Consider the following 13,571-nt stretch of genomic DNA (forward strand, 5'->3'; position numbering starts at 1 on the left):
GCGGCGGCCGCCGCCCGGGTACTCGGCGCCGCATGAACGCACACGAGCACGCACACGAGCACGCACACGAACCCGAGCAGGGCCGTGACCGGGACCGGGACCGGCGGGACGAGGAGACGACGGCGGCCGGGCGGGCCGCGCGGCGCCGGCGCGAGGAGGAGCGCGAGCGGGCCGGCGCCGAGCCGTTCGACTACCCGTACCCGGAGCGCCGGGCCGGGGTCCGGGCCCGGCGCCACATCAGCGAGGCGCAGGCCGCCGCGGACACCCCGCCGGGGATTCCCGGGGGCTACGGCACGACGGGCGGCGGCCGGCCGGGGGCCACCGGGGCCGGCCGCCCGCCGGTTACCGGGCGCCGTACCGCCTCGTCCGGCACTCCGGCGGCCGAGCCCGGCAGCGACGACGAGGGCCCGACGAACCGCTCGGCGCGCTGACGTCACGGCGTGGGTGGAACCGGCGCGGGGCCGGGGCCGGTCTCGGGTGCCGGTCGAGCAGGGGTGATCGGGCGGGGCAGGTCTCGCCGGTGGTGCGGCCGGGGCGGTCAGGGGATGCCGGTCGGGTGGGAGCGGTTCCCGGGGTCGCCGGGGTCCGGGCGCGGCCGGGGCGGTGGGGCCTCCCCGGCGGTGAGGTGTTCGAGCACCTCGACCAGTTCCTGGCAGGCATTCTCCACCGAATCACGGGTGTTGCGCTGCTCGATGATCACGGCGGACAGCAGCAGCGCGGTCAGGGCGGTGGCCCCGTTGAAGGCCTGGAGCTTCAGCATCACCTCGATCCGGTTCAGCCCGGTGAACGCGCCGGTGCCGTCCGTCGCGGCGACGGTGGCCACCACGGAGGTCAGCAGCGCGCACAGCATGCTGCCCACCAGCTGGAAGCGCAGTGCCGCCCAGATGACGACCGGATAGACGAGGAAGAGCATGCTGAGCGGGCTGTACGCGGCCAGCGGCACCAGCAGACAGGCGACGACGGCCAGCGCCGTCGCCTCCCTCCACCGGCCCAGGGGCAGGGGCAGGCGCGCCCGGTGCAGCGACAGCAACAACGGGGTGACGATCAGCACGCCCATCGCGTCCCCCACCCACCAGGCGAGCCAGACGGGCCAGAAGCTGTGGGCGGCCAGGCCGTCCGTCAGGACGAGGAAGCCGGCGCCGACGGTCGCGCTGACCAGCGTGGCCGCCAGCGCGCCCAGGAACACCAGGGCGAGGCCGTCGCGCAACCGGCTCAGATCGGTGCGGAAGCGTGCCCGGCGCAGCAGGAGCGCCGCGCACACGGGCGCCGCGGTGTTGCCGAAGAGGACCCCGAGGATGTCGACGTCGGGTGTGGTCAGGGACAGCACGGCGAAGAAGGCGCCGAGCGTGATGCCGGGCCAGCAGCGCAGGCCGAAGATCAGCAGGGCGGCGACGGCGACGCCGGTGGGCGGCCAGATGGGGGTGACGACGGCGCCCTCGACGGTCAGCTCCCGCAGCAGGCCGAGCCGCGCCGCCGCGTAGTAGCAGGCGGCGACGGCGGCCACCTGGACGGCGAGCCCGCCCGGCCGGCGCAGCTCCTCGATACCCACCACAGCAGCCATCTCACACCGGCGGGCGCGGCTCGGCGAGGCGAGACGCGGTCCCGTCCGGCCCTATGGCTGAACGCCGGGGCCGTCACGGGGCCCGGCCGACGGAACGCCGGGCGGTCACGGAACCGGCTGACGGCACGCCGGGCGCCAGAGGAGCCGACCTACGGTACGTCGGGGCCGACATGGAAACCGGCCGACCGCACACCGGGCCGCCAAGGAAACCGGCTGAACGCACGCCCGGTCGCGGAACCGGCCGACCGCACGCCCGGCCGCCGGGGAAACCGGTCGCCGGCCACCGGCCGCTCACCGCCTGGGCCCCCGCGAACGCGGAACTCTGCCGTCGGACACCACCCACCACGGCGAAGGCCCGCCCGGCTGAGCACTCCACGGCCACGGCATCCGGCCGGCTGGACGAGCCGCCCCAGGGGCGGCCCGCGGCGGGCCGGTCAGGCCAGGGTGCTGGGGCCGTCCAGGCCCACGACCAGGACAGCCGCGTCGTCGTCGTGTCCGACGCTCTCCGCGCCCTTGATCACGGCCGCCGCGAGCGCGTGCGCCTCCAGACCGGCGACGGCGGCTATGCCCGCGAGCCGCACCACCTGGTCCAGGCCGTCCTCGATGTTCAGCGAGGGCCCCTCCACGACGCCGTCGGTGACCAGCACGAAGACGCCGCCGGTGGTGAGACGGTGCCGGCTCACCGGGAACTCGACACCTCGCTGGATGCCGAGCGGTGGTCCGCCCTCGTCGTCGACGACCCCGGACTTCCCGTCGGCCGTGGCCCACACGAACGGGATGTGGCCGGCCCGGGCGCTCTCCAGCACGCCGGTGGCCGGGTCGAGCCGCATGAAGGTGCAGGTCGCGAACAGTTCGCTGCCCAGGGAGAGCAGCAGGTCGTTGGTGCGGGCCAGCAGTTCCCCCGGCTCCCCGGTGACCGAGGCGAGCGCCCGCAGCCCGGCCCTGACCTGCCCCATGAAGGCCGCGGCCTCGATGTTGTGTCCCTGTACGTCGCCGATGGACAGCCCGATCCGGCCGTCGGGCATGGTGAACGCGTCGTACCAGTCGCCGCCCACGTTGAGGCCGAGGTTGGCCGGCGTGTACCGCACCGCGACGTGGACGCCGGGGGCGTCGGGCAGGTCCCGGGGGAGCATGCCCCGCTGGAGGGCGATGGCCAGCTCGACCTGGGTGCGCTGGAGCTGGGCGCGACGGCGCGCCTGGGCGGTGAGCGAACCGAGTCGGGCGAGCAGCTCGTCGCCTTCGTCCGTGGAGCGCTTGCGGGGCATCGATCACTTCCGGCGGGGCGGTGACTCTCGTCGGGCCGGTAGCCCGAATTCGGCAAACGCCTAGATTTTACCTATTTAGTACGATCAGCGGATCTCGGAGTCGATGCCGGTGACCACCGCCGGGCCGAGCGGTGCGCTCCGCTCGTCCAGTCCCACGTCCCGCAGCGCCTCACCGGCGAGCCGGCGGGCCGCCTCCTCGGCGTGCGGGCGGGTGTCCGCGTCGACGGTCAGGCGCAGGGTGAAGGTGTTGTCGTCGTTGACGCTGAGCACATCCAGGTCCTCCGCGCTGCCCATACGGGTGCCGTGCGGATCGGCGGGCCTGAGCGCCCCGGCCAGCCGGGTGCGGGTGTCGGCACCGATCCCGGCGGTGAAGGTGCCGGGGACGCTGATCACATAGGTCGTCATGAGACGGTCCTTTCCTCGGGCGTCCCCCCGTCTACCCCGATTCCGGGGCTTCGCACGGCCTCGGCGGGGTACGCCCGGCCGAGGCTCCGCGTCCCCGTCGCCGCGGGCCGCCCGTCGTCACTCGAACGGTGGACCTGCCCGTGTGGGCTCCGGGGGCGGGCCGGGCGGCGGTGGGAGATTACGGAGGCGCCCCGGTCCGCGCCCACCGCCTCCCGGTCCGCGCGCCCTGTCGTCCGCCGTCCGCCGTCGGTCGTCCGTCGCCCCCGTCCCTCATCCGACCCCGAAGTACCCGAAGGACATCCCATGCGTCTGTATCGCCGTCCGCTCGCCGCCGTGCTCGGCGGTCTCGCCCTCGCCCTGACCGCCGCGGGCTCCGCGCTCGCCGCCGACGGGACGTTCACCTGGACCGGACCGCAGGGCAAGGCGTACAGCATCCAGAACCCGCCGGACAACAAGTGCTTCGACATGGCCCAGGAGGCGCGCGGGGCGCGCAACGGGACGAAGAAGGCGCTCGTCGTCTACACCCAGAAGCGGTGCAAGGGCACGTCGACGCGGCTCGCCCCCGGAAAGTCGGCGCCCAGCGGCACCCGCTTCGCCAGCGTCGTCTTCAACCCGCGCTGACCGCACGCGCCACCCGGCAGCGGGGCTCCGCCCCCACACACCTCCATGCGCGCCACCGCGGGAAAACCGGTGGCGCGCGCCCGGGGCCGCGCGTTAGCGTGCGGGACATGTCCAGCCCCGAGGCATCCAGACGCTAGCCACCGGCCGTCCGGTGGCTTTTCGTCGTTCGTACGCCACCACCGGGCTGCCGTCCTCCGGGTTCCGGACCGGCACGCACCTCTTTCTCCTCGTGCCTCCTCACTCGTCCGTGTGATGCGTCGCCCTCGTGCGGGCGGCGGTGCCGGCCGGGACCGCACGCGATGCCCCGCGCGTCCGGCCGCTCGTCCGCGGCCGCCCCAGGACCGCACTCACCGGTCGTGACCGCCGCGGGTCCGCGTGCTCGCTACCCGTCCGCGACACGGTGTGTGGAGTCTTGATGCCTTTCGCTCTTCATCTGCTCGGGCTGGCGGTCTTCGCCCAGGGCACGTCCGAGTTCATGCTGGCCGGCCTGGTGCCGGACATCGCCCGCGATCTCGGGGTCTCGGTCCCCACGGCGGGCACGCTCACGTCCGCCTTCGCCGTCGGCATGGTCGTGGGCGCGCCGGCGGCGGCGCTGCTCGGCCGGCGCCGGCCGAGCCGGCAGTCCCTGCTGCTGTTCCTCGGGGTGTTCCTGGCCGCGCATGTCGTCGGTGCGCTCACCTCCGACTTCCTGGTGCTGCTCGCGACCCGGGTGGTCGCGGCCCTGGCCAACGCCGGTTTCCTCGCCGTCGGGCTGACCGCGGCGACGCGCATGGTCGCCCCGGACGCCAAGGGCCGGGCCACCGCCGTGCTGCTCGGCGGTACCACGCTCGCCTGTGTGGCGGGGGTGCCCGGGGGTGCCGTCCTGGGTCAGCTGCTGGGCTGGCGCTCGGCGTTCTGGGCGGTGGCCCTGGTGTCCGCCCCGGCGCTGGTGGCCATCGCCCGGTCGGTGCCGCGCGGCCCGGCGGCCGGTGGGCCCGTCCCGGGCGCGGGTACGGAGCTGCGGGCGTTGCGCCGCCCCGGGCTGCTGTCGGTGCTGTGCGTCGCCGCGCTCGTCAACGGCGCCACCTTCTGTACGTTCACCTACCTGGCGCCGCTGGTCACGCAGGTGTGCGGACTCGGGGCCGGCTGGGTGCCGGGGGTGCTGGCGCTGTTCGGCGCGGGGGCGTTCGCCGGGGTGACGGCGGCGGGCCGGCTGGCGGACCGGGGAGCCCGGCCGGTGCTGCCGGTGGCCGGCGCCGCGCTGTTCGCCGGGTGGGCCGCGCTGGCGCTCGCCGCCGGGCGGACCGGTGCGGCCGTCGCCCTGGTCCCGGCCCTCGGCCTGCTGGCCTTCGGGGTCGGCTCCACGCTGGTCACCCGGGTGCTGTACGAGGCGGTCGACGCGCCCTCGCTCGGCGGCGCGTTCGCGACATCGGCGCTGAACGTGGGCGCCGCGCTCGGCCCGGTCCTGGGCGGGGCGGCGCTCGGCGGCGGGCTCGGCCACCGTTCCCCGGTGTGGGTGAGCGCGCTGCTGATGGCCGTCGCGGGCCTGGTCGCCCGCTGCCGGACGCACCGCGCGGAACAGCCCGCCTGAGACCGGGCGCCGGCGCGCCGGTGAACCCGCCCGGGACCGGGTGCCGGCGTGCTGGTGAAGTGGCCTGGAGGGGGCTGCCGACCCGCCATATCCGTGTGGTTATCATATGAGCGCTGCCTAGCTCGAAAGATGGATCTGTGACTGTCAACGACGACTCGTTCACCAACTGGAAGATCCGCGAAGAGATCGCGGAGTCGATGATCCCGCTCATCGGGAAGCTGCACCGCGAGCGGGACGTGACCGTCCTGCTGCACAGCCGCTCCCTGGTGAACAAGTCGGTGGTCAGCATCCTGAAGACCCACCGCTTCGCCCGGCAGATCGCCGGTGCCGAGCTGTCGGTCACCGAGACCATGCCGTTCCTCCAGGCCCTCACCTCCCTCGACCTCGGGCCGTCCCAGATCGACCTCGGCATGCTGGCCACCATGCACAAGGCCGACGAACGCGGCCTGAGCGTCGAGGAGTTCACCGCCGAGGCGGTCGCCGGTGCCACGGGAGCCAACAAGATCGAGCGCCGCGAGCCGCGCGATGTCGTCCTCTACGGCTTCGGCCGCATCGGCCGCCTCGTCGCCCGCCTGCTGATCGAGAAGGCCGGTTCCGGCAACGGCCTCAGGCTCCGCGCCATCGTCGTGCGCGGCGGCGGTCCCCAGGACATCGTCAAGCGCGCCTCGCTGCTGCGCCGCGACTCCATCCACGGCCAGTTCCAGGGCACGATCACCGTGGACGAGGAGAACGGCGCGATCGTCGCCAACGGCAACGCCATCAAGGTGATCCACGCCGACGACCCGACGTCCGTGGACTACACCGAGTACGGCATCCGGGACGCCATCCTCATCGACAACACCGGCAAGTGGCGCGACCGCGAGGGCCTGTCCCGGCACCTGCGCCCCGGTATCGAGAAGGTCGTGCTGACCGCGCCGGGCAAGGGCGACGTCCCGAACATCGTGCACGGCGTCAACCACGACACGGTCAAGCCGGAGGAGCGGATCCTGTCCTGCGCCTCCTGCACCACCAACGCGATCGTCCCGCCGCTGAAGGCGATGGACGACGAGTACGGTGTGCTGCGCGGCCACGTGGAGACCGTCCACTCGTTTACCAACGACCAGAACCTGCTGGACAATTACCACAAGTCCGACCGCCGTGGCCGCTCCGCGCCGCTGAACATGGTCATCACCGAGACCGGTGCCGCCTCCGCCGTCGCCAAGGCGCTGCCCGACCTGAAGGCGAAGATCAGCGGCAGCTCGATCCGGGTCCCGGTGCCGGACGTCTCGATCGCGATCCTCAACCTCCAGCTGGCCCGCGAGACCACCCGCGAGGAGGTCCACGACTATCTGCGCGAGGTGTCGCTGACCTCGCCGCTCAAGCGCCAGATCGACTTCATCACGGCGCCCGACGCGGTCTCCAGCGACTTCATCGGCTCCCGCCACGCCTCGATCGTGGACGCGGGCGCCCTCAAGGTCGACGGCGACAACGCGATCCTGTACCTGTGGTACGACAACGAGTTCGGCTACTCCTGCCAGGTCGTCCGCGTCGTCCAGCACGTCTCGGGCGTGGAGTACCCGACGTACCCGGCCACCGCGGTCTGACCGCACCCGCGCCGCGTACGCGTACGGCCGCCGACCGGGTTTCCGGGCGGCGGCCGTTCCGTCGCCGGGGCGGGCACGAGGAGTCGGTGTCCGGCCCGTGCCGGGACCAGGGGCACGCGCTCCCGCCCGGCCCCGGCACGCCGGGCCGTCAGCCCGCTATCCGCGCCATGGTCCGGTCACGGCGAAAGTGGTGCCCGGGGTGTAGCAGTTGAGGTACATCGTCTCCGCGCCGGGGGCGAAGGTGACCCCGGCGAACTCGCCCCACTCCGGCTTCTGGTCCGTCCCGATGTTCTGCCGGCCCCGGGCCATCGGGTACACCTCGCCCCGGCGGGTCAGCCCGAAGACGTGCTGGGCGCCGTTGCCGTCCTCGCAGACCATCAGGCCGCCGCCGGGCGCGAGGCAGATGTTGTCCGGGGACTCGCCGGGCAACCGCACATCGGTGTCCGGCCCGAAGACGACGACCAGGGTCAGCCGGCGGTGTGCCGGGTCGTAGCGCCAGATCTGGCCGTAGTGGTCGGCCGCGGAACCGTCGGCGCTGCGCGCGAAGGACGACACGAAGTACACGCTGCCGCCGCCCCAGTAGCAGCCCTCCAGCTTCTGCGCGTGGGTGATGCCCCCGGGGCCGTAGTCCTGGAACCGGGTCGGCGTGGCGGCGGCCAGCGGGTCGGGTACGTCCACCCACTCGATGCCGTCGAAGCGCGTCCCGGTCTCCTGGACCGTCGACAGGTCCGGTACGCCCGGCACCCGCATCGCCTGGAGCCGGCCGCCCGCGCGCAGCGAACCGACGCCGCCCAGCGGCCGGTGCGGCAGGAAGCGGTAGAAGAGGCCGAAGGGCTTCTGGAAGGCGTCCTCCGTCTCGTAGAGGACGCCGCTCAGCGGGTCGACGGCGACCGCCTCGTGCTGGAAGCGGCCCAGCGCGGTCAGCGGCACCGCGCCGGTGCGGTGCGGGTCGGTGGGGTGCACCTCGAAGACGAACCCGTGGTCCTTGGTGTAGCCGTTGGTGCCGGCCCTGTCCTCGGTCTCCTCGCAGGTCAGCCAGGTGCCCCACGGGGTCGGGCCGCCCGCGCAGTTGACGGCCGTACCGGCGACGGCGACCCGCTCGGCAAGCACGCGCTGGTGTCTGTCCAGGGTCAGGGCCGTACAGCCACCCTTGCCCTCGGGGTCGTAGGTGAGACCGGCGACGGCCGGCACGGGAATCTGTGCGGTCGCCCGGTTCTCGTGGTTGCGGACGAGGTGCGTACGACCGGCCCGGCCGGCGAAGGCGGCCATGCCGTCGTGGTGGGAGGGCACCAGGCCCTCTCCGGAGCGCAGCGGGTCGCCCTCGCGGGAGAGCACGGTGTAGCGGAAACCTTTCGGCAGGTCGAGCAGGCCGTTCGGATCGGGAACGAGCGGGCCGTGGCCGGCGTGGCCCATGGGGTGGGCGGCGGCGGTACCCGCGAAGACCTCGGACAGGGCCCCGGTGAAGGCGATCCCCGCTCCCAGGGCGCTCGCGGCGGACAGGACCTGACGGCGTGTTGCGGACATACGGCGGTGACCTTCCTGCTGGCGGACAGGAACCGTGACCCCGCCGTGTCTACCACCTGGTGCGGGCAGCGGGAACCACGCGCGGCGCACGTCCGGCTCCGTTCGGCGCAGTGCCCGTTGCCACGCGGCCGGGGCGCGGCGCGTCCGGGTCACGGGGGCGCGCCCACGACCGGGTGACCTACATCCCGGCGGCGCTCCAGGTGCGGGAGGCCCAGGCGCGCAGGTGGGGGGCCTGGGCGACCAGATCGCGGTACGCGTCCGCGGCGGACCCCACCACGGTCTCCACGAGGTCGTCGGTGACGGCGTCCGGCCGCCAGGCCAGCACATAGCGGCACCACAGCGGGGAGCCCACCAGCGGCTTGACCACGACCTGCGGGATCGGCCGCAGCGTCGGCTGCACCAGGGACACCCCCAGACCGTCGGCGATCATGCTCTGCAGCTGGGTCTGGTCGCCGAGCCACTCGTGCACGGTCCGCGGGGCGAACCCGGCCGCCGCGCAGGCGTCGTAGAACACCCCGGGCCAGCCGGCGCCGTCGTCCGGGGTCACGAACCAGGCGTCCTCGGCGAGGTCGGCGAGCTGGACCTGGGGGTGCGACCGCAGCCGGTGCCGGGCGGGCAGGGCGACGAAGGTGGGCTCGGTGACGATCCCGCGGTGCCGTACGGCGGCCGAGTGACGCAGCTCCATGCCCGGGTAGTCGGCGGCGATGGCGGCGTCCACCGCACCGTCCTCCAGCAGTTCCACGATCCGCGAGGACGCGTAGACGCTGGTCACGGCCAGGGTCAGCGCCGGCAGCCGGGTACGGACCCGGGAGACCGTGCCGGACAGCACCGGCGAGTTGGTCGCGGCCACCCGCAGGGCGCGGCGGGGGCGGGCCGCGGCCGGGCGGTGTCCAATGGCGGCGGCCCGCGCGAGCACGTCCCGGGCCTGCTCGACGACCTCGGCGCCGTACCGGGTCGGCCGGACCCCGCCCGGCCCGCGCTCGAACAGCGGCTCGCCCAGGTGGCGTTCGATGCGCCGGAGCTGGGTGCTCACGGCGGGCTGCGAGTAGCCCAGCTGGGCGGCGGCGCGGCCCACACCGCCCGCGTCGGCGATTGCGCACAGCACCCGCAGATGCCGCAGTTCCAGCTCCATCGGTCCGCTCTCCCCCGTTCGTCTCCCGCGGCCGGCCCGGCGCCGAGGCCCCGGTGGTGCCAGGCGGCACGGCCCGCGCACCGCCCTGTGCCCGCCGTAGGTCCGCGCACCGCCGGGGCCGAACGCGAGGGCGACCGGCGGACCGAAGCGTTCCACGACGTCCCGCGCGGCACAAGCCGCAGGTCCGCCAGGGTGCGGGCGGTCACACCGGACGGGTGCCGTTCGTCCGGGACGCCCCGGGGGCCGGGCGCCGGCGGTCGAGCGGGAGGGCGGCCGCGTCCACGGGCGGTGCCCGGCGGCACACATGCCGGTACCCGCCGCCAGGTGGGCGTTCGCCCGCCGGGTGATCTCCTGCCCGCCGCTCACGACGAGAGCGCCGGCCAGGCGGTCGCCGCCGCCGCCGAAGCCCGCGATGGGGGCGCGCGAGAAGAACGCGCCGGCCCGGGCGACCGCCCTTCGGACACCACCGCATGCCCGCTCGGCCGTCCGCCTTCGGACACCACCGCATGCCCGGTCGCCCGTGTCTCCGGGCGCGTGCGGCCACGCTGACACGGGGCGCGGCCGCGACGGGGCGGCCCGAAGAACCCGGGCATCCCCCGCGCCGGCCCGCCCCCGCACGCCCCGTGTCAGCGCCGTCCCAGCATCTCCGCCACCCGGATGAACCCGTCCCCGCCGTGCCCCAGCCCGATGACGCGGCGGGCCAGGCCCTCCACCGAGCGCATCACGCCCGCGTCGATGCCGTGGGACTCGGAGACGGCGACGACGTGGGACATGGTGGAGACGGCCGAGGTGATGGGGTTGATCTCGCCCGAGTAGGTGCCCTCGTCGGCATCCCGCGCGAACTCCTCGAACAGGGGCGGCAGGATCGCGCCGATGCCCTGGGCGAACGGGGCGAGTTCCCCGGCGCTGACGCCCTCCGCCCGGGCGAGCGCGACGGCGTGCGCGTACCCCGCCATCGCGGTCCAGAAGATGTCGAGCAGCGCGATGTCGAAGGTGGCCGCGCGCCCGATCTCCTCCCCCAGGTGGGTGTGTGTGCCGCCGAGCGCGTCCAGCACCGGCCGGTACCGCTCGTACAGGTCGCGTGGTCCGCTGTGCAGGAAGACGGCCTCCGGGGTGCCGATGCTGGGGGCCGGCGTCATGATCGCGCCGTCCAGGTAGCCGATGCCGTGGGCCGCCGCCCATTCGGCGGTGTCCCGGGCCCGGGCCGGGGTGTCGGCGGTCAGGCTGACGACGGTACGGCCCTTCAGCGCGCGGGTGACGTCCGCGCGGCGCAGGATCGCGTCGGAGGCGTCGTAGTCGACCACGCAGACGACGGTCAGCTCCGAGGCGCCGACCGCCTCTTCGGCCGTCGCCGCGCCGGCCGCCCCCCGTTCCGTCAGCTCCCGGTCCCTGCCGGGCGTGCGGTTCCACACCGTGGTCCGCAGGCCGGCCTCGAGGAACGCGCGCGCCAGCGAGCGGCCCATCGGACCGAGGCCGAGCACGGTGACGGCAGGAAGATTCACGGCTGTTGGCATGTTGCGACTCCAGTATGCGGTGTTCGTGGACGATGGCGGGAGCGGCCGGAGGGCCGCGGGAAAGACGAAGAGGACGACGATGACGCGCAGCCGTGCCCAGGATCCGGACGTCTGCGGAGTGACCGCCGCGATCGCGGTGATCGACGGCAAGTGGAAGACGTCGCTGCTGTGGCTGCTGGAGTCCGGCCCGCACCGGCCCGGCGAACTGCGCCGCCGGCTGGCCGGACTGAGCGAGAAGGTGCTGACCCAGGCGCTGCGCGAGATGGAGCAGGACGGACTGGTGCACCGGGAGGTGCACGATGTGCTGCCGCCGAAGACCGTGTACTCGCTGACCGCGTTCGGCCGCGACCTCGCCACGGCACTGGACCCGCTGGCCGAGTGGGGCCACCGTCGCCTGGACCTGCTGCGTGAGAGCGGGGCCGCGTCCTGACGCGCTTCGGCTGTCACCTCCTGATCCGTTGTCCGGCAGCCCCTGACCTCGGTGAACAGCCTCTCCCGGCCGGCCGGGGCTGCCAAGTACCCACAAAAAAGTGGGTGTCGGCGCCACCGCGGGCCCCTGCCCCTAATCACTGATCCAATTTGCCTAAACCCTTTAGGAAGTTTCATACTCCTCTCCTGCAGACGGGAGAGAAGATGATGGCGCGCGCGGGTCTGACCACCGAGCGGCTGGTCCGGGCCGGGGCGGAGCTGGCCGACGAGGCCGGCTTCGAGCAGGTGACGGTCTCGGCCCTGGCCCGGCGGTTCGACGTGAAGGTGGCGAGCCTGTACTCGCACCTGCGCAACTCCCAGGACCTGAAGACCCGGATCGCGCTGCTCGCCCTGGAGGAGATGGCCGACCGCGCCGCCGAGGCGCTGGCCGGCCGGTCCGGCAAGGACGCCCTCACCGCCTTCGCGAACGTCTGCCGGGACTACGCCCGCGCCCACCCGGGCCGCTACACGGCGGCCCGCCACCCGCTGGACCCCGCCACGGCGGCCGGCAGCGCGGGTGTCCGGATCGCCCAGCTGACCCGGGCCATCCTGCGCGGCTACGACCTGCCGGAGCCCGACCAGACCCACGCCGTACGCCTCCTCGGCAGCGTCTTCCACGGCTACGTCAGCCTGGAGACGGCCGGAGGCTTCGCCCACAGCGCCCCCGGTTCCGAGGAGTCCTGGGCCCGCATCCTGGACGCCCTCGACTCCCTGCTGCGCACCTGGCCCGCCCACCCCTGAGACCCCTGGCAGTCACCATGCACACCATCCCCCTCACCGCCGGCCTGATCCGCGGCGCCCTCGAACTCGAGCGCACCGCGCGCGGACTGCTGCCGCACCGGCTGCCCGCCCGGGCCCGCGCCCAGTGCGCCGACCCACAGCTGGCCCTGGCCGAGGCCCAGCCCTCCGGCGTGCGGCTGGCCTTCCGCACCCGCGCCACCGCCGTCGAACTGGACACCGTACCGACCAAGCGCGTCTACACCGGCGCGCCGCCCCGCCCTGACGGCGTCTACGAGCTGCGGGTGGACGGCCGTCCGGCCGGCAGCGCCTCCCTCGCCGAGGGCGACACGCTCACCCTCGACCTGGCCACCGGCTCCGCCGAGCACCGGCCCGGCCCCGTGGGCACCGTGCGTTTCGCGGGCCTGCCGGATGCCGTCAAGGACGTGGAGATCTGGCTGCCGCACAACGAGCGGACCGAACTCGTCGCGCTGCGCGCCGACGCCCCCGTGGAACCCGTACCGGACCGGGGCCGCCGGGTGTGGCTGCACCACGGCAGCTCGATCAGCCACGGCTCCGACGCGGCGAGCCCCACCACCACCTGGCCGGCGCTGGCCGCGTCGCTGGGCGGAGTGGAGCTGATCAACCTCGGGCTGGGCGGCAGCGCGCTGCTCGACCCGTTCACCGCCCGGACGCTGCGCGACACGCCCGCCGACCTGATCAGCGTCAAGCTCGGCATCAACGTGGTCAACACCGACCTGATGCGGCTGCGCGCCTTCGGCCCCGCCGTGCACGGCTTCCTCGACACCGTGCGCGAGGGCCATCCCGGCACCCCGCTGCTCGTGGTCTCGCCGGTCCTGTGCCCGATGCACGAGGACACGCCCGGCCCCACCGCCATGGACCTGGCGGCCCTGGGCGAGGGACGGCTGCGGTACCGGGCCACCGGGGACCCCGCCGAGCGGGCGGCCGGGAAGCTCACCCTCGGGGTCGTCCGGGAGGAGCTGGCGCGGATCGTGCGCGAGCGGGCCGCCGAGGATCCCGGGCTGCACTACCTGGACGGCCGGGAACTGTACGGCGAGGCCGACTTCGCCGAGCTGCCGCTGCCCGACGGCCTCCACCCGGACACCGCCGGCCACCGCCGGATCGGCGAACGGTTCGCGGCGCTGGCGTTCGCCCCGCAGGGCCCCTTCGCCGCGCGCGCCGCCGCCTGA

The 13,571-nt window shown here is 74.3% G+C and carries 13 protein-coding genes; 7 read left to right on the forward strand and 6 right to left on the reverse strand.

Annotation, left to right across the window (positions count from 1 at the left end; all coding sequences use genetic code 11):
• Positions 1-32: 32 nt before the first annotated feature.
• On the forward strand, positions 33-431 hold the full coding sequence (locus tag AB0E62_RS30695; protein ID WP_362201026.1) for a hypothetical protein: 399 nt from the start codon (positions 33-35) through the stop codon (positions 429-431).
• Positions 432-538: 107 nt separating this feature from the next.
• Here the strand turns inward: AB0E62_RS30695 and AB0E62_RS30700 are convergent, their stop codons facing one another.
• The 3 genes from AB0E62_RS30700 to AB0E62_RS30710 form a co-directional block, all read right to left on the reverse strand.
• A complete protein-coding gene (locus AB0E62_RS30700) occupies positions 539-1,561 on the reverse strand; it encodes an MASE1 domain-containing protein (RefSeq protein WP_362201029.1) in 1,023 nt (340 codons plus the stop codon).
• Between the two features lie 434 nt (positions 1,562-1,995).
• A complete protein-coding gene (locus AB0E62_RS30705; RefSeq protein WP_362201032.1) occupies positions 1,996-2,826 on the reverse strand; it encodes a PP2C family protein-serine/threonine phosphatase in 831 nt (276 codons plus the stop codon).
• An 84-nt stretch (positions 2,827-2,910) separates the two neighbouring features.
• Positions 2,911-3,231, reverse strand: a complete 321-nt coding sequence (locus AB0E62_RS30710; protein ID WP_362201035.1) for a hypothetical protein — start codon at positions 3,229-3,231, stop codon at positions 2,911-2,913.
• Positions 3,232-3,534: 303 nt separating this feature from the next.
• On the opposite strand from AB0E62_RS30710, the gene AB0E62_RS30715 reads away from it, so the two are divergent.
• From AB0E62_RS30715 to AB0E62_RS30725, 3 genes are all read left to right on the forward strand, one after another.
• A complete protein-coding gene (locus AB0E62_RS30715; RefSeq protein ID WP_362201038.1) occupies positions 3,535-3,852 on the forward strand; it encodes a hypothetical protein in 318 nt (105 codons plus the stop codon).
• 415 nt (positions 3,853-4,267) lie between these two features.
• On the forward strand, positions 4,268-5,422 hold the full coding sequence (locus AB0E62_RS30720) for a Cmx/CmrA family chloramphenicol efflux MFS transporter (RefSeq protein WP_362201041.1): 1,155 nt from the start codon (positions 4,268-4,270) through the stop codon (positions 5,420-5,422).
• A gap of 137 nt (positions 5,423-5,559) precedes the next feature.
• On the forward strand, positions 5,560-7,005 hold the full coding sequence (locus AB0E62_RS30725) for a glyceraldehyde-3-phosphate dehydrogenase (protein ID WP_362201044.1): 1,446 nt from the start codon (positions 5,560-5,562) through the stop codon (positions 7,003-7,005).
• A gap of 156 nt (positions 7,006-7,161) precedes the next feature.
• Here AB0E62_RS30725 and AB0E62_RS30730 read toward each other — a convergent pair whose 3' ends face one another.
• The 3 genes from AB0E62_RS30730 to AB0E62_RS30740 all read right to left on the reverse strand — a co-directional run bounded on the left by AB0E62_RS30730 (position 7,162) and on the right by AB0E62_RS30740 (position 11,175).
• Positions 7,162-8,529: an alkaline phosphatase PhoX gene (locus AB0E62_RS30730; protein ID WP_362201047.1), complete on the reverse strand. Its 1,368-nt coding sequence runs from the start codon at positions 8,527-8,529 to the stop codon at positions 7,162-7,164.
• A 178-nt stretch (positions 8,530-8,707) separates the two neighbouring features.
• Entirely contained in the window at positions 8,708-9,661 is a 954-nt protein-coding gene (locus AB0E62_RS30735) for a LysR family transcriptional regulator (RefSeq protein ID WP_362201050.1), read from the reverse strand.
• A gap of 626 nt (positions 9,662-10,287) precedes the next feature.
• Positions 10,288-11,175 carry an NAD(P)-binding domain-containing protein gene (locus tag AB0E62_RS30740; protein ID WP_362201053.1) on the reverse strand — a complete coding sequence of 296 codons (888 nt, stop codon included), beginning with the start codon at positions 11,173-11,175 and terminating at the stop codon, positions 10,288-10,290.
• A gap of 79 nt (positions 11,176-11,254) precedes the next feature.
• On the opposite strand from AB0E62_RS30740, the gene AB0E62_RS30745 reads away from it, so the two are divergent.
• The 3 genes from AB0E62_RS30745 (at position 11,255) to AB0E62_RS30755 (ending at position 13,571) form a co-directional block, all read left to right on the forward strand.
• Positions 11,255-11,605, forward strand: a complete 351-nt coding sequence (locus tag AB0E62_RS30745; RefSeq protein WP_362201055.1) for a helix-turn-helix domain-containing protein — start codon at positions 11,255-11,257, stop codon at positions 11,603-11,605.
• 206 nt (positions 11,606-11,811) lie between these two features.
• On the forward strand, positions 11,812-12,384 hold the full coding sequence (locus AB0E62_RS30750) for a WHG domain-containing protein (protein ID WP_362201159.1): 573 nt from the start codon (positions 11,812-11,814) through the stop codon (positions 12,382-12,384).
• Positions 12,385-12,401: 17 nt separating this feature from the next.
• The gene (locus tag AB0E62_RS30755) at positions 12,402-13,571 is read left to right on the forward strand and encodes a GDSL-type esterase/lipase family protein (protein WP_362201058.1); all 1,170 of its coding nucleotides are present in this window, start codon (positions 12,402-12,404) and stop codon (positions 13,569-13,571) included.

Origin of the sequence: Streptomyces sp. NPDC038707, assembly GCF_040636485.1 — a bacterium.
GTDB lineage: Bacteria > Actinomycetota > Actinomycetes > Streptomycetales > Streptomycetaceae > Streptomyces.